Here is an 18,284-nt window from a genome sequence, read left to right as displayed (position 1 = left end):
CTCTATTCGGGAGGGCTTTTTTTAGTGGTTGAAATAAGAACAAATGTTCCGTATAATGATTCAAAAAGGAGCGTGTGGTTATGTTACATGAGGAATTTTTCGAAGAGGTGAAGAAATCAAAGTACGGTATGGGTCCACGCAGGAATATTAAATGGGGAACATCTATGATGTTAACGGAACATGTAGCTATGCTTAGAGATTATTATGAGGAAGTGAAGATGGAAGCTAAACCTGAGCTGACTGAATTTGACTATGTGACCATATCAGAAACAATGGAAATCGCTTATCAATCTAAAGCCGATATAAAAATTAAACGCTGGAAAGATGGCCAATTTATTTACAATCGTGGAATCATTGAGAATGTGGACTTAAAACGCAGAGTAATAGACCTACAAGACCCATTTTATTTAATGAATATTAAACTTGATGATATTGTGGATGTTACGATTATGGATTAAAGAGCATGAAATACTTGCTAATATCTCCCACATCTAGTATTATTATCTTATAAATCTCTGAATGAAAATACGGTGACTGCGTCTTTGTCCTCTTAATACACTCGCCAAAGTGTTGGATGACTCGTTATCAATTGTACTTCCATTCGCCCAGGAGATAAACGTTTGCGGTCACCTTTCGCCAAAAAGGGTGATCGTTTTTTTATTTGCCAAAAACAAAGAAACCACTCACAATGAGTGGCAAATTTTTATACAGCTTTCCCAACCTCTCTTAAAATATCTAAGAATAACGGTGATAGTTGGATAAGCACATAACCTAATCCAGCATTCATAATCATACCCCATGCTTTCTCACTATTCCCAAACATAAAGAAGAAACAAGCACCTACCATAATAACGCTAGCCACTGGAAAGCTTATTGATACTAATATTTGAATTACTGGATCCATGATATTGGCGAATGTCTCTAGTGATTTTTCAGCTATATAGCCAGTGGGTATCATTTCAGGTGAGGATATAGGTGTTGGAGTAAATACCGGAGTTTGTGCTAGTACGTTGAGTGGCTCGGTTACTGGTGCAGATACAGGTATAACTGTGGAAGAATATTGTTCAGTAGTGGTTGTTAATTTTTTAGCTACTAATCCAGTTGCAACACTTATGGGAATGACTGCTGCACCTATTAAAGTTTTGTTCGTTGCATACTGTTTATCGTCCACACGATGACTAAAATCCGTATATTCACTTTCTGGAACTACCTCTATTTTGTACTTCTTTTTAAACATACATATTCCTCCCTTTATTTGATTTCATTGAACGTATATACTTTTACGCTAGGCAATTCTTTGCACTCTTCTAATAGCTGTTTTCTCCTTAATTCGGTAGTGGTCAACCACACGATGGTAGGGAAATGTTGTAATGTTCGAGCAAGTGAACCATTTATATATAAATCCTTATATCGTTTGATTTTGGTACGGTTTTCTTTCATTGGTTGTAGGTGGTCAACTTCTAAAAAGTGATACCTTAAACTTTTGGTGAACATGGCATCCACAATTACATTTGTTTTTTGGTCAGATACTTTTATTTCACTTCTCCAATCGTGTGGACAACCATAGAATAACCAAAACTCATTACGCATGATGGTATGTTGGATGTTGCCGCCTTTTTTTCTAACCTTTTCACAGTCCACATAAAGCCTTCCTTCTTTACTCAGATAGTAAATACTCTGATAACCATCTCGAAAACTATTTAGATAGGAAGAAAGTCGATTTAATATCTTATTTGTATTACGAATTGAACCTAATTTGAAGTAATTACATAGTTGATCTCTTGTAAGAAAATCAAACTTCTTCAAAAGTAACAAGATTTGTTCTTCTCGCGGGCTTAAACTCTTCTTTTTCAAGTCGTATTTCCTCCTTTTTGATGTAAGGGGAGATGATTTCTTGAATAATGTCTGAAGTAATCACAGGTGTTTGCAAGATTTCTCGCTTATCTGCTGTTTGGTAGATAGCTCTACCTTTAATCTGTGGAAGACTCTCGGCTCCAGCTTCATCTAACACTACTCGTGATGCAGTTGCTGATTGTACTCTAAATGATAATTTAGCATCAGAATTTTGCTTACATTGACGAGGAATCACATCTCCTGTGGGATATTGTGTGGCCAGTATCTGTCTAAATCCTAACCCAGCACCTAGCCTAGCTATCTGACTCATATAAGTTTGGCATTGTATTTTTATTTTCTTTTCCTCAGGAGTAACTGCCTCTGCAGGATTCAATTCCCCAACTTCATCTATGATGATGAAATATCTATCTTTAATACCAGCCTCTTGGACATTCTTTTCCCCTAATATTCTCATGCGCTGCTGAATCGCTCTCATTTGTTCGTAGGCTTGAGCAAGAGTTTCTAACGCTTCTTCAGGTTCGTATGCAATGGAAACTGTCTGATTGATGTTCTCATAATCGCAAAGCTCCACTCCACCTTTTAAATCGATAAGGAAAAACTTAACATTATCTGGTTGAGTGTGTATTAGACTTGCAATCATTGTATTAATAAAATTACTTTTCCCATATCTAGTAGCTCCACCTAATACCATGTGGGGGATGCGCTCAAAATCATGATATTTGAAGGTATTTTTTGCTCTAGTTACTCCCACTGGAACCGACCATTCTAAACCAGGTTGAAAGGGGACTAATTGTGTGAGAGGTTGATTATAGACTCGAAGTGTGAGAAGGCCATCAAATGATAACTCTAGTTCTTTTCGCTCGGTTAACTTTTTCTTCCACAGGTCTTTTATGTTGTTAATTATATTCGAATCTATATCTAGCTTTTTAAGGTCATTAATAGTGATTCTCTGCCTTCTATTATTCAACCCATCTTCTAGTATTCTCTGCTTGCTTAAATAGTCGTCAAAGCTTCTTCCTAAAGGAATTCGATATTTATATTCCATTCCCCAGGAGTGTTCTTTCTTACGAATCAATTGAGTAGTTAAAGTATCTTTTCCGTCTTTCACATTCAATCCGCTGAGTGAGATAATCCGTTGAATCTTACCACTGTCATTTGTGGCCAAACCTTTCTTTTTAATGAAAGCATTCAAAGCCAATCCACCCATCAAAGATGTAGTTACAATCTCAAACAACATTCCAATTGACCTCCTTAAAAGTGAAACGCCACAGGGTTCTCTTATGTAATAAGAGTTGCGGTAATCGAGCACTATTCAGAATGTATGGCAACCCTTGATACACAAGGGAAATTAAAGTACTCGATGTATGGGGTGGGGTGGTCTTTAATCGGGAATGCAATCTGGAACACTTAATATCCTTACAATCCAATCATTTTCCTCCTTCATCCAAGTGTTTGAAATAAAATCGTAGGGCTTCACGATAAGTACGACTTCTATCGCGTTTGGGTATTTGGCTTATTCGTTCTATTAGATCCGCATCTAAAACAGGGTTTAATTTTGATTGTATATTGATTGCTTCTTTTTTTGCTTCCATCTCGTTCACTCCCTTATCACTTTTTATTACTTTTTACTACCATATGCGGTAGGTTCGGAAAAATGCCTGTCTATGAAATCTTTTATTACAAATGTAATCGTTTTGTATGACATCGCATACTCTGTTATTACAAATGTATGAAAAGGAGATGTAGATGAATAGATTGGTATTGGGTATAGATGCAGGGAATCACAGAGCAAAGGTAGTAGGTCCATTTGGGGTTGATACATTTAAAACGAATATCTGTGATTGGTTTGAGAGAGATGTGGAAGAACGATTCGGTAGTGATGATATGGAATTCGAGATTAATGGTAGGAAGGGATTTGCTGGATCCATCGCTGAGTATGAGGATGAGTTTGGTAATGGAACTATGTATGGTGATAGTAAAGCACATGAAGATACGAAGATAAGAGTACTTCTTGCTATTCATCGATATCTAGCCAAGTATTGTCCACACTTTGATAGAATAGCTATTGTTACAGGTCAGCCGATTAAACGTCATAAGCACACCGAAAAAGAAGAAATCAAACGAATGTTAGAAGGTATTCACGAATATACGGTTAATGGTAAAACTCATTCTATTATTATAGAAGGAATAGGAGTAGCACCTGAAGGAAGTGGAGCTTTCTGGAGTTCTCCTTCCACAGGGACGATACGTATATTAGATATTGGTAGCGGTACGGTTAACGCTGCAACTATAATCGATAAACATCACGTGAATAACGCCAGTACTACTTTCAATTTTGGAGTAGAGACGGTTAATAACAAAAATGATATATCCACCATTGCGAGAGGTGTAATCCGTAACACAACAAAGCTTAAATGGAATAAGAACGATACTGTATTAATCTGTGGAGGAATATCTGAAGCAATTGCGCCTTATATTATAGAACATTATCCAAATGCAAAAATCATGGAACCAGAGCTATCAAGAGGAAATGGGATAACTAAATTGCACCCTGTCTTTGCGAATGCTGTTGGGTTCTATGAATTAGCGAAAGGGGCCTATGGATGAGTGAACGAACCACCAAATCAGTTAGTTTCAATCTAGTAGATGAATTTGATATGAAGTTGCTGGGGCATGCAGAAAAGTTGAATAGTTATGGAAAGAAGAGAAACTTTAGCAAGTATGTAAAGAGGTTAATTGAAAAGGATATGTTAAAAGAGAGTAATGGTCCCGTGGAAGATAAAATAAGTGAACCAATTCAAGAATATCAAGATGAAGATTCTAAAAATGCGATGAATAGTTTTTTATAAAAATGGCCCAACCACAGAGAAGTGTGGAAGGGCTACTTTTAATTCTTTAATTCAATTTCTTGTATGTCTTTAAATACTAATCCACGATCAATTACAAATTTAGGAGTGCCAGTAGTTAAATCCGCTCGATTCATATCAAAAGTTACAAGTACTGTACCTTCCATACCAGGATTCAATCTATCTGTACTATACGTAACATCATTTGAACCGAAACGTTTTTCTCCATTAATGATAGCAAAGACACCTTTAGGATTTGTTGGATCATTACTCGTGTTGGTCACTTTAAATTCAAATGTATGTTTGTCTCCCACACTTTCTGAACCAACTAATTCATAGGAGATATTATCAAATGCTACTGGTGCAGCAGTATAACCTCTCATCACTTGCCCGTTTTCTTTCCCTGTGGAAGAGAAGATTAATATCCCTATGAACAAGATTGCTAACGCACCAAATGCTATCATTAACGAATTTCTACGGGACTTTTTTAATTGATCGCTCAAGACTTACACTCCATTCCATTTTTGGTTATATTATAACTTATCTACGGAATTAGTGGAAATTAGATTCAAATTTAGTGTGACAAAACAAATAAAAAATCCATTTAATAAAGTGGAACTTACAATAACTTTGCCACCGTCTTTCCACCGTTATTGGTGGCAACACTACGTATATTTAGGGATAAAATAAAATACTGTAGGATATTTTATTTCTTATAAACACAGTTGTAACAATGTATTGTGAGATACCTAAAGATATTCTTAGATATATTAAATTACAGAAAACCTATAAGAAGCCTTTATGGCAGTTCTGAAAATGGATGAGCCAAATAAATAAGTTTCCGTTAACCTAACCATGGAGAGGCGTATCAGCTCTCCATGGTTTTATATTTATTGGGGAGTTTCCTGGAACTCTATCTTAATCAATTCTCCCGTAGAGGTAGTATATTCAATACTTACAAAAACACCAAACTCTTTGCTGCCATCCTTTATCCAGAGCTTAAATCTCTCAATTGTTGAATTCTCTTTTGTTTCTCTTCCTTCGTACAAGTAGTCAATAATAGACGCATTTGGATATTTTGACTGAGTCTCCTTTACTGCAAGATTCCCCCATTTAGCATAGGCTGGAACTGCTTTTTGAGCATTTACATTGGTTGATAAACTAATCGGAACAGAGACTCCAGCTATAAGTATTCCGAGGGTGAAATAGATTTTTCTAAGCATTTAACTTCAGCTCCTTTTTCTATAAGATGAGCATATTATTTAAAGTCATTCTTCCTATAAGAAGTAAACAAATAGCTTAGTTAGAATAATTTGCTCAATTCATCTAGCGAGTACGCTAATTTCAATAGTTTGAAGGAACATAGAATATAAGCTATAATTTATGTATACAAAGATTGAAAACGTGGAAATTTTAATGCTTTGATAAATATCATGGGGAAGGAGGCACTGTTTGCCTCCTTCTTCGTATTTTATAAAAGAACATAGAAAGAAGGCTTAGAATGGTTCGTGGAGTGTATATACATATCCCTTTTTGTCATCAAATATGTAATTATTGTGACTTTAATAAATTTTATTTTCATAATCAGCCAGTCGATGAGTATATCGAGTCGTTAGGAAAAGAAATGGCACTTTGGCAAGACGATTTAGCGAAAGCTAAGATAGAGACAATTTTCCTTGGAGGAGGAACACCTACTGCCTTGTCGCTTGAACAGTTAGAACGTTTGCTTACTCTGATACATCAATATATTCCGCTTGAACACGTAAAGGAATTTTCTTCGGAAGCAAATCCAGATGAGCTAACTCTGGAGAAAATGCAGCTAATGCGAAAATTTGGTGTGAATAGATTAAGTATGGGAGTGCAAACTTTCAATCAGGACTTGTTAAAAATCTTAGGAAGAACACATTCTAATAATCACGTTTATGATGTTATTCAATACGCAAAACAGACGGAGTTTCCTTCTATAAGTATTGACTTGATGTATGGTTTACCTAATCAAACCATGGAGCAGTGGAAGGAATCACTCCAGGAGGCATTCCGTTTGAAGATTCCTCATATTTCAGCATATTCCTTACTCGTAGAGCCAAAAACAATATTTTATAATCTCCTTTCAAAAGGCAAACTTTCCTTACCAGGAGAGGATTTAGAGGCTGAAATGTATGGCTATTTAATGGATGAAATGAAGAGAAATGGATACAAACAGTATGAAATTAGCAACTTCTCATACGAGGGAAAGGCTTCAGAACATAACTTACTGTATTGGAATAATGATGAATATATTGGTTTGGGAGCAGGTGCACATGGATATGTGAACAGTATTAGATATTCTAATCATGGCCCCCTAAAAAAATATATGCAGCAGCTAGAGATAGGTGAAAATCCTGTAATGATGCAAAAAGAAGTGACTTATGAAGAGAAAATGGAAGAAGAAATGTTCCTCGGACTTAGAAAGAACCAGGGAGTTTCCCTATCCAACTTTGACAAACGGTACGGTAAAAGTCTTTACGAGGCTTACGGTAACGAAATAGAGGAGCTTCTAAAAAAGGAACTTCTAGAAATAAAAAATGATTACGTTTTTTTAACTAATCGTGGAAGATTTGTTGGCAACGAAGTATTTCAATATTTTCTAAAATAATTAATACTTAATCGTTGACAGTTTTCTTTAGATTTGATAAGTTTTATATGAGTATTAGCACTCTCTATAGATGAGTGCTAACAGAGGTGATGATCATGCTAACTAACAGGCAATTGTTAATATTGCAAGTAACGGTAGATGATTTTATTGAAACTGCTCAGCCAGTTGGATCTCGTCAACTTTCGAAGAAGGAGGAAGTACCTTTTAGTCCTGCGACTATTCGAAACGATATGGCGGATTTAGAAGATATGGGTTTCTTAGAGAAAACACATACTTCTTCTGGCCGCGTACCTTCAGAAAAGGGCTATCGTTATTATGTGGATAATTTATTAACTCCACAGCTTATTTCCAAAGATGAGATCAAACAAATTCGTTCTATTTTTGAAGAAAGAATGGTAGAGACAGAGCAAATAATTCGAAAGTCAGCAAACATTTTGTCTGAGCTAACGAACTATACCTCTATTATGTTAGGCTTAGATGTCAGAAAGCATCGGGTCAAACGGTTATCTATTGTGCCATTAACGGATGATTCTGCAGTTGCTATTATTGTTACCGACAGTGGACATGTGGAAAATCGTGTATTTTCTATACCTGAAAATTTTACTGCTTCAGATATTGAGCGTATGGTCAATATCATTAATGAGCATCTAGTTGGAGTTCATTTACACGAACTACAATCTAAGCTAGAGATTGTGACTCAATCAGTGCTTCGTCAAAATAGTGGACGTTTAAACGCTCTAGTTGGATCTTTAAACAAAGCTATGACTATTGAGCACGAGGATAAAGTTTATTATGGCGGTAAAATGCAACTTTTAAGCCAACCAGAATTTAATGATGTAGAAAAAGCAAAAAGTATCATGTACTGGATGGAACACGTCAATGAGTTCCCCGGACTATTCCATTTGAACAAAAAAGGCATCAATATCAGTATTGGTTCTGAAAACAATCAATTTGGAATGGACAATTGTAGTATCATTACAGCCTCTTATGATATTGGAGAGGAACAAAGTGGCTCTATTGCTATAATAGGCCCCACAAGAATGGACTATAGGCGTGTAGTATCGTTATTAGACGTGATAAGTGGGGACTTGTCTAGAGAGTTGTCTAGGATATTACGTGGTCAACATGGATAAAGGAGAGTTGCTGCTAAATGGAAAACAAAAACGAAAATGTAAATGAAGAAGTAAAAACAGAACAAGAGACTGTTACTCAAGAAGTAGTAGACGAAACGACAGAGTCGACTGAAAATAATGAAGCTGTCGAGGTAGAAGAAGTAGATGAATTAACTCTTCTCAAACAACAATTGGAAGAAGAGCAGGATCGAGTTATTCGTATTCGTGCAGACTTTGAAAATTACAAACGACGTGTTCAATTAGACAAAGAAGCAGATTATAAATATCGTGCCCAAGCATTGTTGAATGATCTTTTACCGGTTTTAGATAATCTAGAGCGTGCTCTAGCAGTGGAACCAAAAACAGAAGAAGCAGTTTCTTTAGCTAAAGGTGTAGATATGGTTTACCGCTCTCTAGTGACTGCAGTTGAAAAAGAAGGCTTAGAAGCAGTGAAAGCTGAGGGAGAGCCTTTTGATCCGAATTTACATCAAGCAGTTATGCAAGAGAAGGATGACACAAAAGAATCTGGCATTGTCCTTCAAGAATTACAAAAAGGCTATAAATTGAAAGATAGAATACTACGACCATCAATGGTTAAAGTAAACGAATAGTAAATTCAAACAGATTTTTATTGGTACCATTTTGGTCACCAATTATATTATAAATTGCATATAAACAGTATTAATTAGGAGGAAAATTGTATGTCAAAAATTATCGGTATTGACTTAGGAACAACAAACTCATGTGTATCTGTACTAGAAGGTGGAGAACCAAAAGTAATTCCAAATCCAGAAGGAAATCGTACGACACCATCTGTAGTTGCTTTTAAAAACGGCGAAAAACAAGTTGGGGAAGTAGCAAAACGTCAATCTATTACAAATCCAAATACAATTTCTTCAGTTAAACGTTTAATGGGTACAAGTGAAAAGGTTTCTGCTGAAGGCAAAGAATACACTCCACAAGAAGTTTCTGCTATGATCCTTCAATATTTAAAAGGATTCGCTGAAGAATATCTAGGAGAAAAAGTAACTAAAGCTGTAATTACTGTACCTGCATACTTTAACGATGCTGAGCGTCAAGCTACAAAAGACGCTGGACGAATTGCAGGACTAGAAGTAGAACGTATTATCAATGAACCTACTGCAGCAGCTCTAGCATATGGTTTAGATAAAATGGATCATGATGAAAAAATTCTTGTTTATGACCTTGGTGGAGGTACTTTCGACGTTTCTATACTTGAACTTGGTGATGGAGTATTTGAAGTATTAGCTACTGCAGGGGACAACCGTCTTGGTGGGGATGACTTTGACCAAATAATCATGGATTACTTAGTACAAGAGTTTAAAAAAGAAAATGGTATTGATCTTTCTAAAGATAAAATGGCAGTACAACGTTTGAAAGATGCAGCTGAAAAAGCTAAAAAAGATCTTTCTGGCGTTACATCAACACAAATCTCACTACCGTTTATCACTGCTGGAGAAGCTGGTCCACTTCACTTAGAATTGACAATGACTCGTGCAAAATTCGATGATCTTACTGCTCAATTAGTAGAGCGTACAATGGTACCAACTCGACAAGCATTAAAAGATGCTGGATTATCTTCATCTCAAATTGATAAAGTTATCTTAGTTGGTGGATCTACTCGTATTCCTGCTGTACAAGAAGCTATTAAGAAAGAAACAGGTAAAGAACCACATAAAGGTGTAAACCCAGATGAAGTAGTAGCAATGGGAGCAGCTGTACAAGGTGGAGTTTTAACTGGTGACGTAAAAGATGTAGTACTTTTAGACGTAACACCACTTTCTTTAGGGATTGAAACAATGGGAGGAGTATTCACGAAGTTAATCGATCGTAATACAACAATTCCGACATCTAAATCACAAACTTTCTCAACTGCTGCTGATAACCAACCAGCTGTAGATATTCATGTGTTACAAGGTGAACGTCCAATGGCAGCGGACAACAAAACTCTTGGCCGCTTCCAACTTGCTGATATTCCACCAGCACCACGTGGAGTACCACAAATCGAAGTTACATTTGATATCGATAAAAATGGTATCGTAAATGTTAAAGCTAAGGATCTTGGAACTCAAAAAGAACAAACAATTACTATCCAATCAAACTCTTCATTATCTGACGAAGAAATTGATCGTATGGTAAAAGAAGCAGAAGCAAACGCTGAAGCAGATAAAGTTCGTAAAGAAGAAGCGGAAGTTAAAAATGAAGCAGACCAACTAGTATTTATGACTGAAAAAACTCTAAAAGATCTTGAAGGTAAAGTTTCAGATGATGAGAAAAAATCAGCAGAAGATGCAAAAGAAGAGCTTAAAGCAGCTTTAGAAGCTGGAAACTTAGAAGACATTAAAGCTAAAAAAGACAAGTTAAATGAAATCGTTCAACAACTTACAATGAAGCTTTATGAACAAGCACAAGCTGAAGCAGCTGCTAATGGACAACAAGAAGGCGGACCATCTGATGACGGCGTAGTCGATGCAGAGTTTGAAGAAGTAAACGACGATAAAGACAAGTAATGTCGACCAGAAAAAGTCAAAGACCGTTTTCGGCTTTGGCTTTTTCAATGTCTGTAATATGGAGAAAAACGCTAATTGTTTTGCTATTACGAAATTGTCCATGTTACAATTATCTTTATGTGTAAGTTAACAGAGCAGGAGAGTGAACTATGAGCAAACGTGATTATTACGAAGTACTTGGTGTAGCCAAGAGTGCATCTGGGGACGAGATAAAAAAGGCATATCGTAAATTGTCTAAGCAATATCACCCAGATTTAAACAAGGAAGCTAATGCAGAAGAGAAATTCAAGGAAATCTCTGAAGCGTATGAAGTTTTAAGTGACGACCAAAAACGTGCACAATATGATCAATTTGGTCATGCGGGACCAAACCAAGGATTTGGTGGTGGTTTCAGTGGTGCAGATGGTTTTGGATTTGAAGATATATTCAGTTCATTCTTTGGAGGCGGAGGAACACGACGTCGAGACCCAAATGCGCCAAGAAAAGGGAACGATCTTCAATACTCTATGACTATAGAATTTGAAGAAGCAGTTTTTGGTATGGAAAAAGAAATTGAAATATCTAAGGAAGAAACTTGTGATACATGTAGTGGTACTGGAGCTAAACAAGGTACTCATCCTGAAAAATGTTCGCACTGTAACGGAAATGGTCAAGTGAATGTCACTCAAGACACTCCTTTTGGTCGAATTCAAACGAAGCGTGCATGTAACTACTGTGAGGGTACAGGGAAAATCATCAAAGAAAAATGTTCAACCTGTCATGGTAGAGGAACGGTTAATAAGCGCAAAAAGATTAAAGTTACTGTACCAGCTGGTGTAGATGACGGGCAACAGCTACGTGTAAGTGGTCAGGGTGAGCCAGGAGTAAACGGTGGTCCTGCTGGTGACCTTTATGTAGTATTCCGTGTAAAAGCCGATCCTCGCTTTGAGCGTGATGGCGACGATATTTATTACGAGCTACCTTTAACCTTTGCTCAAGCAGCACTAGGAGACGAAGTAGAGATTCCAACTGTTCAAGGAAAAGTTAAGCTTAAAATTCCTGCAGGTACACAGTCTTCAACAACATTCCGTCTTAAAGGAAAAGGCGTGAAAAATGTACATGGCTATGGTGTCGGTGATCAACATGTTATCGTAAAAGTAGTTACACCTAAAAAGCTTACAGAAAAACAAAAACAATTATTACGTGAATTTGCGGAAATCAGTGGAGATATTCCGGAAGAACAAGGTAGTTCATTATTTGATAAAATCAAAAGAACAATAAAAGGCGAATAAGGAGTTGGAGCAAGTGAAATGGTCGGAGCTATCTATTCACACTACTAATGAGGCAGTGGAAGCGGTAAGCAATATTTTGCATGAGGCTGGTGCAAGCGGAGTAGTTATTGAGGATTCAGAAGAATTGGTTAGAGATAGAGAAGATATCTTTGGAGAAATCTATAGCTTAAATCCAGATGATTTTCCGGTAGATGGTGTGCGAATAAAAGCTTATTTAGCCGAAACAAGCTTTTTATTAGAGACAGTAGAAGAGATTAAGGTTGCGATCAACAACTTGCTAAATTTCAATATCGACTTAGGACATAATATAATCACTGTAACAGAAGTTGACGAGGAAGATTGGGCAACGGCTTGGAAAAAATATTACCATCCTGTAAAAATCTCAAATCGATTTACTATTGTCCCAACATGGGAAGAATATGAAAGAGTTAACTCAGACGAGTTAATTATTGAGTTGGATCCTGGTATGGCCTTTGGTACAGGTACACATCCAACGACTGTTATGTGCTTGCAAGCGCTCGAGAAAACAGTTCAGCCAAATACTTCAGTAATTGATGTTGGAACTGGCTCAGGAGTTCTGTCAATAGGAGCAGCAAAGCTAGGTGCTTCTTCGATTCATGCTTTGGATCTTGATGAGGTAGCAGTAAAATCTGCAAAAGAGAATATTGCCATTAACAGAGTGGATGATATCGTTCAAGTTACTCATGGGAACCTACTTGATAATGTAACTGAACAAGCAGATATTGTTGTCGCAAATATACTAGCTGAAATTATTATGACCTTCACAGATGATGCCTATTCTATTGTTAAGCCTGGTGGACTTTTTATCACTTCAGGTATTATTGCGACAAAGAAAGAAGATGTAAGAGAATCTTTACAGCAGTCAGGCTTTGAAGTGGATGAAGTCATGATGATGGAAGACTGGGTTACAATTATTTCTAGAAAGCCTGTAAAGTAAAGGGGTAATTATCTTGCAACGTTATTTTACAAAAGAGCCTGTAGACCAAAATAATACTATTACTATAACTGGAGAAGACGCGCATCACATGATTCAGGTGATGCGCATGTCTCCTAGTGACCATGTATATATAGTAAGTGAAAAAGATACTTATATTATGTCGATTGTACAAGGGACCTCTAAAGAAGTATTGCTAGAAGTAGTTGAAAAGCTGAAAGTTACAAACGAAATGCCTTTGCAAGTTTCAATTGTTTGTGGGCTACCTAAAGGAGACAAACTGGAACTTATAACTCAAAAGGGAACCGAGCTTGGTATGCATTCACTTTTCCCATTTGAAGCAAAGCGATCTATTGTAAAATGGGATAAAGCAAAAAATGATAAAAAGATTGGCAGACTTCAAAAAATTGCTAAAGAAGCAGCAGAGCAATCGCATAGATCTTTTATTCCACAGATACATAATCCTGTAACGATGTTGGAACTTTTAGAAATTGCTAAACAGTATGATGTTAAATTTGTAGCAGATGAAGAAGATGCTAAACTAACAGAACGACAAAAGTTTGCCGACCAATTAAAAAAGGTGTATGATAAACAATCGATACTGATTGTTTTTGGTCCAGAGGGTGGATTGGACAGACAAGAGGTAAGACAATTATTAGAAATTGATTTTAAACCTATCGCACTTGGACCTAGAATTTTAAGAACAGAAACGGCGCCATTATATGCGCTTGCTGCAATTTCCTATGAATATGAATGAAAGAGGTGTAAGGATATGTCATCCGTTGCATTCCATACATTAGGCTGTAAAGTAAACCATTACGAAACAGAGGCTATTTGGCAACTGTTTAAGGATAATGGTTATGAACGTACGGATTTTGAAAAAAAATCTGATGTGTATGTTATAAATACTTGTACTGTAACGAATACAGGAGACAAAAAAAGCAGACAGGTCATTAGACGTGCTATTCGTCAAAATCCTGATGCTGTTATTTGTGTTACTGGATGTTATGCTCAAACTTCTCCTGCTGAAATTATGGCTATTCCAGGAGTAGACATTGTTGTCGGTACTCAAGAACGTACGAAAATGCTTGGTTATATTGAACAATATAAAATGGAGCGTAAACCGATCAATGCAGTAGGAAACATTATGAAAAATCGTGTATATGAAGAGCTTGATGTGCCTTCATTTACTGACCGTACTCGTGCATCCTTGAAAATCCAAGAAGGTTGTAACAATTTCTGTACATTTTGTATCATTCCATGGGCTCGTGGTTTGATGAGATCCAGAGACCCTCAAGAAGTAGTAAGACAAGCCCAGCAACTGGTTGATGCAGGGTATTTAGAAATCGTGTTAACTGGTATTCATACTGGTGGATATGGAGAAGATTTAAAGGACTATAATTTAGCTCAATTATTACGAGATATTGAGATGAATGTTAAGGGCTTGAAACGTTTAAGAATTAGTTCCATCGAAGCAAGTCAGCTATCAGACGAAGTGATTGATGTATTAAAAGAATCTAAGATTGTAGTGAGGCATTTGCATATTCCTATACAATCAGGATCCGATACTGTTCTTAAAAGAATGCGTCGTAAATACACGATGGAATTCTTCGCTAATCGCTTGGATCGCCTAAGAGATGCTCTTCCCGATTTAGCAATCACTTCAGATGTAATTGTAGGATTCCCAGGAGAAACGGAAGAAGAATTTATGGAAACATATAACTTTATCCGTGACCAAAGATTCTCTGAATTGCACGTTTTCCCATATTCAAAACGTACTGGTACACCAGCAGCTAGAATGGAAGACCAAGTAGATGAAGAGATTAAAAATGAACGTGTTCATCGCCTAATAACACTGAATGACCAATTGGCGGTAGATTATGCTTCTCGTTTCGAAGATGAGGTACTTGAAATTATTCCTGAGGAAGTAGTAAACAATGAATCAGGAGAGTCATTTGTAGAAGGATATACAGATAATTACTTAAAAGTTATTATTCCAGGTACAGAAGAGTTAATAGGTAAATTAGTGCGCGTAAAAATAACACGGGCTGGATATCCACAAAATGAAGGACAGTTTGTACGAATATTAGAAGAAGTAAAAGAACTAGTGTGACATTCATACTAAGCTTCTAACCTTAGACAAAGTACCCTGAGAGTTCAATTCTCGGGGTACTTTGTCATTTTTGAAGATAATTGAGTTCATATCTCCCCTGAACTCTAAGAGTTAGTAGTATCTACGAAAAGTCAGACGGTCAAACTGCTCAATCGGTAGCATGTGTTCAAGGTCATTGATTTGGTTTATTGTCCTCATGATATTTAACACGTTAAACCTAACGTATTAGTAGATTTAGAAATTCAACACTTATTGATGTGCAAACTCTCGCCACTGAAGTGGAAGGAGCTAAGAATCCTAAGCGGACAGCTCGCGGATCCGTTGCATCCGGATTTGCCCATGCCTGTGAAAAGCAAGACGCCTGAAACTAAAATCGACGATTACATATTATGTAGTAAAAATAAAAAAACTATTTGTTTTGTTTACAGTCTGAAGCTAGTATGGCTTTCACACTAGCTTTTTTTTGTTTTTATCAGTAATATTAAGAGGTACGTACAACTGGAAGGAGTTTATATGATGACACAAAACATAGCCGCATTAATAGATCATACTCTATTAAAACAAGACGCAACAAAAACACAAATTGAAAAACTTTGCGAGGAAGCGAAACAATATAACTTTGCTTCTGTTTGTGTAAATCCTTCATGGGTAAAATTAAGCGCATCTTTATTAAAAAATTCACCTGCTAAAGTTTGTACAGTTATTGGCTTTCCATTAGGAGCTACTACTAGTGAAGTTAAAGCTTTCGAAACAACTAATGCTATCGATAACGGTGCTGAAGAAATTGATATGGTTATCAATGTAGGTGCTTTAAAGGATGAAGATTATGATTATGTCCAAAAAGACATAGAAGCAGTAGTTAATGCTGCAAAAGGCAAGGCAATAGTGAAGGTAATTTTAGAAACTTGCTTGTTAACGGATGAACAAATTATTAAAGCTAGTGAGTTATCTAAAACTGCTGGGGCAGATTTTGTCAAAACTTCTACTGGTTTTTCTACTGGAGGAGCAACAGTCAGCGCAGTGAAAATCATGCGTGAAACAGTTGGACCAGACCTTGGTGTCAAAGCTTCTGGTGGAGTTCGAAGCCTTGAAGATCTTGAAGCGATGGTAGATGCAGGAGCTACTCGAATAGGGGCAAGTTCTGGTGTTGAGATTGTAAACGGATTAGAAAGTAAATCTGATTATTAATTAATGCCAAAGTATTGACCAAGACTTTATTATACGGTATAATTTTTTAGTACATAACACTTGGTTATGTACTGACGTGTGTTCGGAGGGAGGGAAAGAGAGATGTCAAAAACTGTCGTTCGCAAAAACGAATCGCTTGAAGATGCTCTTCGCCGCTTCAAACGTACTGTATCTAAAAGTGGTACAATTCAAGAGGTTAGAAAGCGCGAGTTTTATGAAAAACCAAGCGTGAAACGTAAAAAGAAATCAGAAGCTGCACGTAAACGTAAGTGGTAATTTAATCCCAACCATCCCTACGTTCAAAACACGTACTGTATGATTAAAATTTACAATTATGTAAACCGAGAAAATTTATTTTCTCGGTTTATTTTAATTTATTGAAACTTTTTTGATTTTCAACCGTAAACAGTAATATACATATAGAAGAAGGGAGGTTTAAGTGTGAGATTAGCGCGGCTGTTTATTTCTTTTTGCTTATTACTTGCCGCATTTGCAATGGTTGTACCCTCTTTTTCAGCAGACACTCAGACTGTCTATAAGGTTCCTATATACGAAGAAGTAGAAGACGGCTTATATGCTTTCTTAAAAAGGTCTATAAAGGAAGCGGAGGAAGCAGAAGCAGATGCTATAATTTTTGATATAAATACTCCTGGTGGATTCGTAGACTCGGCAGAGAAAATCGTGAATTTGTTAGATTCAACACCTATTAGGAAAATAGCCTATATTAATTCGCAGGCATTATCGGCTGGAGCCTATTTAGCTCTACACACAGACGAGATTTATATGTCACCTAATGGGTCGATGGGAGCAGCAGCAGTTATTGATAGCGCCGGAAATGCTGCTGACATGAAGGCAACTAGTGCCTGGAAGGCTAAAATGAGAAATGCAGCTGAAAGAACCGGCAAAGAACCTATTTATGCTCAAGCGATGGCAGACGAGTCTGTTGATCTTCCTGAGTACAGAGCGGGAGAAGGACAATTGTTAACGCTTTCAGCAAGAGAAGCAATAGAAGTCGGTTATTCAGAGGGAACGGTTGCTACTTTTGATGAATTGCTTACAAAAAGCAATTTAACAGGAGCGAAAGTAGTTGAAACAAAGGAAGCTTTTGTAGAAACGCTAGCAAGAATTGTTACTAACCCAGTAGTAGTGCCGATTTTATTATCTCTTGCAAGCTTAGGGCTAATCCTAGAGTTATATTCCCCAGGTTTTGGAGTACCTGGAACGGTAGGTTTACTTTCTTTAGGTCTATTCTTTTACGGGCATCTTGTAGCAGGATTAGCAGGATATGAAACCTTTGTTTTACTGGCACTGGGAATCCTGCTAGTAATAGCCGAATTCTTTATTCCTGGTGGGATTATTGGTATATTAGGTTTAGTAGCTATATTATATAGCATAATATTAGCAGGTGGTAATCTTTTTTATATGAGCGTTGCGGTTTTAATAGCAATAACAGTAGCTATAATAGGAATGGTGATTATTGTGAAATTCTTCGGAAAAAAGGTTAGGTTATTAAACAAAATGATTTTGACGGATGCAACTACTACTGAAAAAGGATATGTGTCCAATCATAATCGTTTAGATTTAGTTGGAAAAATAGCTGAAACGATGACACCGCTTAGACCTTCTGGGACTATACGTATTGAGAACGAGCGCATCGATGCTGTATCCGACGGAAGTTTTATCGGAAAGGATAAGCAAGTGGTTATTATTAAGGTTGAAGGCTCTCGAATAGTTGTTCGAGAAGCAAGAGAAGGGGAGGCAACACAATGATTAGTGGTA

20 protein-coding genes are annotated in these 18,284 nt (G+C 36.8%); 14 read left to right on the top strand and 6 right to left on the bottom strand.

The window, feature by feature from the left end; translation table 11 throughout:
• Nucleotides 1-80: 80 nt before the first annotated feature.
• On the top strand, nt 81-458 hold the full coding sequence (locus MHB55_RS11980; RefSeq protein WP_340863288.1) for a YolD-like family protein: 378 nt from the start codon (nt 81-83) through the stop codon (nt 456-458).
• 245 nt (nt 459-703) lie between these two features.
• On the opposite strand, the gene MHB55_RS11975 is transcribed toward MHB55_RS11980, so the two are convergent.
• The 4 genes from MHB55_RS11975 to MHB55_RS11960 form a co-directional block, all read right to left on the bottom strand.
• The gene (locus MHB55_RS11975; RefSeq protein WP_340863287.1) at nt 704-1,237 is read right to left on the bottom strand and encodes a hypothetical protein; all 534 of its coding nucleotides are present in this window, start codon (nt 1,235-1,237) and stop codon (nt 704-706) included.
• Nucleotides 1,238-1,251: 14 nt separating this feature from the next.
• Entirely contained in the window at nt 1,252-1,806 is a 555-nt protein-coding gene (locus MHB55_RS11970) for a replication-relaxation family protein (protein ID WP_340863971.1), read from the bottom strand.
• Nucleotides 1,793-3,091 (bottom strand): FtsK/SpoIIIE domain-containing protein, encoded by a 1,299-nt coding sequence (locus tag MHB55_RS11965; protein WP_340863286.1) that lies wholly within the window; start codon nt 3,089-3,091, stop codon nt 1,793-1,795. The genes MHB55_RS11970 and MHB55_RS11965 overlap by 14 nt, the downstream gene beginning before the upstream one ends.
• 190 nt (nt 3,092-3,281) lie before the next feature.
• Nucleotides 3,282-3,446, bottom strand: a complete 165-nt coding sequence (locus MHB55_RS11960; RefSeq protein WP_340863285.1) for a hypothetical protein — start codon at nt 3,444-3,446, stop codon at nt 3,282-3,284.
• 154 nt (nt 3,447-3,600) lie between these two features.
• Between MHB55_RS11960 and MHB55_RS11955 the strand changes: the two genes are divergently transcribed.
• On the top strand, nt 3,601-4,461 hold the full coding sequence (locus tag MHB55_RS11955; RefSeq protein ID WP_340863284.1) for a ParM/StbA family protein: 861 nt from the start codon (nt 3,601-3,603) through the stop codon (nt 4,459-4,461).
• Nucleotides 4,458-4,703, top strand: coding sequence for a hypothetical protein (locus MHB55_RS11950; RefSeq protein ID WP_340863283.1), 246 nt, complete (start codon nt 4,458-4,460; stop codon nt 4,701-4,703). The genes MHB55_RS11955 and MHB55_RS11950 overlap by 4 nt, the downstream gene beginning before the upstream one ends.
• Nucleotides 4,704-4,741: 38 nt before the next feature.
• On the opposite strand, the gene MHB55_RS11945 is transcribed toward MHB55_RS11950, so the two are convergent.
• Nucleotides 4,742-5,203, bottom strand: coding sequence for a hypothetical protein (locus MHB55_RS11945; RefSeq protein WP_340863282.1), 462 nt, complete (start codon nt 5,201-5,203; stop codon nt 4,742-4,744).
• Nucleotides 5,204-5,590: 387 nt separating this feature from the next.
• Complete coding sequence (locus MHB55_RS11940) at nt 5,591-5,923, bottom strand: DUF3889 domain-containing protein (protein WP_340863281.1); 333 nt, start codon at nt 5,921-5,923, stop codon at nt 5,591-5,593.
• Between the two features lie 278 nt (nt 5,924-6,201).
• Between MHB55_RS11940 and hemW the strand changes: the two genes are divergently transcribed.
• The 11 genes from hemW to MHB55_RS11885 all read left to right on the top strand — a co-directional run bounded on the left by hemW (nt 6,202) and on the right by MHB55_RS11885 (nt 18,275).
• Nucleotides 6,202-7,335 (top strand): radical SAM family heme chaperone HemW, encoded by a 1,134-nt coding sequence (gene hemW / locus MHB55_RS11935; RefSeq protein ID WP_340863280.1) that lies wholly within the window; start codon nt 6,202-6,204, stop codon nt 7,333-7,335.
• Nucleotides 7,336-7,430: 95 nt separating this feature from the next.
• A complete protein-coding gene (gene hrcA, locus MHB55_RS11930) occupies nt 7,431-8,468 on the top strand; it encodes a heat-inducible transcriptional repressor HrcA (protein ID WP_144535851.1) in 1,038 nt (345 codons plus the stop codon).
• Between the two features lie 17 nt (nt 8,469-8,485).
• Nucleotides 8,486-9,058 carry a nucleotide exchange factor GrpE gene (gene grpE / locus MHB55_RS11925; RefSeq protein ID WP_154310635.1) on the top strand — a complete coding sequence of 191 codons (573 nt, stop codon included), beginning with the start codon at nt 8,486-8,488 and terminating at the stop codon, nt 9,056-9,058.
• Between the two features lie 90 nt (nt 9,059-9,148).
• Entirely contained in the window at nt 9,149-10,978 is a 1,830-nt protein-coding gene (dnaK, locus tag MHB55_RS11920) for a molecular chaperone DnaK (protein ID WP_154310636.1), read from the top strand.
• Nucleotides 10,979-11,127: 149 nt separating this feature from the next.
• Complete coding sequence (dnaJ, locus tag MHB55_RS11915) at nt 11,128-12,249, top strand: molecular chaperone DnaJ (RefSeq protein WP_144535857.1); 1,122 nt, start codon at nt 11,128-11,130, stop codon at nt 12,247-12,249.
• A gap of 13 nt (nt 12,250-12,262) precedes the next feature.
• Nucleotides 12,263-13,207 carry a 50S ribosomal protein L11 methyltransferase gene (gene prmA, locus MHB55_RS11910; protein WP_144535859.1) on the top strand — a complete coding sequence of 315 codons (945 nt, stop codon included), beginning with the start codon at nt 12,263-12,265 and terminating at the stop codon, nt 13,205-13,207.
• A 13-nt stretch (nt 13,208-13,220) separates the two neighbouring features.
• Entirely contained in the window at nt 13,221-13,961 is a 741-nt protein-coding gene (locus MHB55_RS11905; protein WP_340863279.1) for a 16S rRNA (uracil(1498)-N(3))-methyltransferase, read from the top strand.
• A 15-nt stretch (nt 13,962-13,976) separates the two neighbouring features.
• Complete coding sequence (gene mtaB, locus MHB55_RS11900) at nt 13,977-15,317, top strand: tRNA (N(6)-L-threonylcarbamoyladenosine(37)-C(2))-methylthiotransferase MtaB (RefSeq protein WP_144535863.1); 1,341 nt, start codon at nt 13,977-13,979, stop codon at nt 15,315-15,317.
• A gap of 516 nt (nt 15,318-15,833) precedes the next feature.
• On the top strand, nt 15,834-16,505 hold the full coding sequence (gene deoC, locus MHB55_RS11895) for a deoxyribose-phosphate aldolase (RefSeq protein ID WP_340863278.1): 672 nt from the start codon (nt 15,834-15,836) through the stop codon (nt 16,503-16,505).
• Nucleotides 16,506-16,607: 102 nt separating this feature from the next.
• Nucleotides 16,608-16,781, top strand: coding sequence for a 30S ribosomal protein S21 (gene rpsU / locus MHB55_RS11890; protein WP_004227078.1), 174 nt, complete (start codon nt 16,608-16,610; stop codon nt 16,779-16,781).
• Nucleotides 16,782-16,946: 165 nt separating this feature from the next.
• Nucleotides 16,947-18,275, top strand: coding sequence for an NfeD family protein (locus tag MHB55_RS11885; RefSeq protein WP_445678234.1), 1,329 nt, complete (start codon nt 16,947-16,949; stop codon nt 18,273-18,275).
• Nucleotides 18,276-18,284 lie beyond the last annotated feature (9 nt).

Origin of the sequence: Psychrobacillus sp. FSL K6-1267, from assembly GCF_038003265.1 — a bacterium.
GTDB classification, from domain to species: Bacteria; Bacillota; Bacilli; order Bacillales_A; family Planococcaceae; genus Psychrobacillus; species Psychrobacillus faecigallinarum.
The sequence above is the reverse complement of the archived record's forward strand: the minus strand, read 5'-3'. Positions and strand labels throughout refer to the sequence as shown.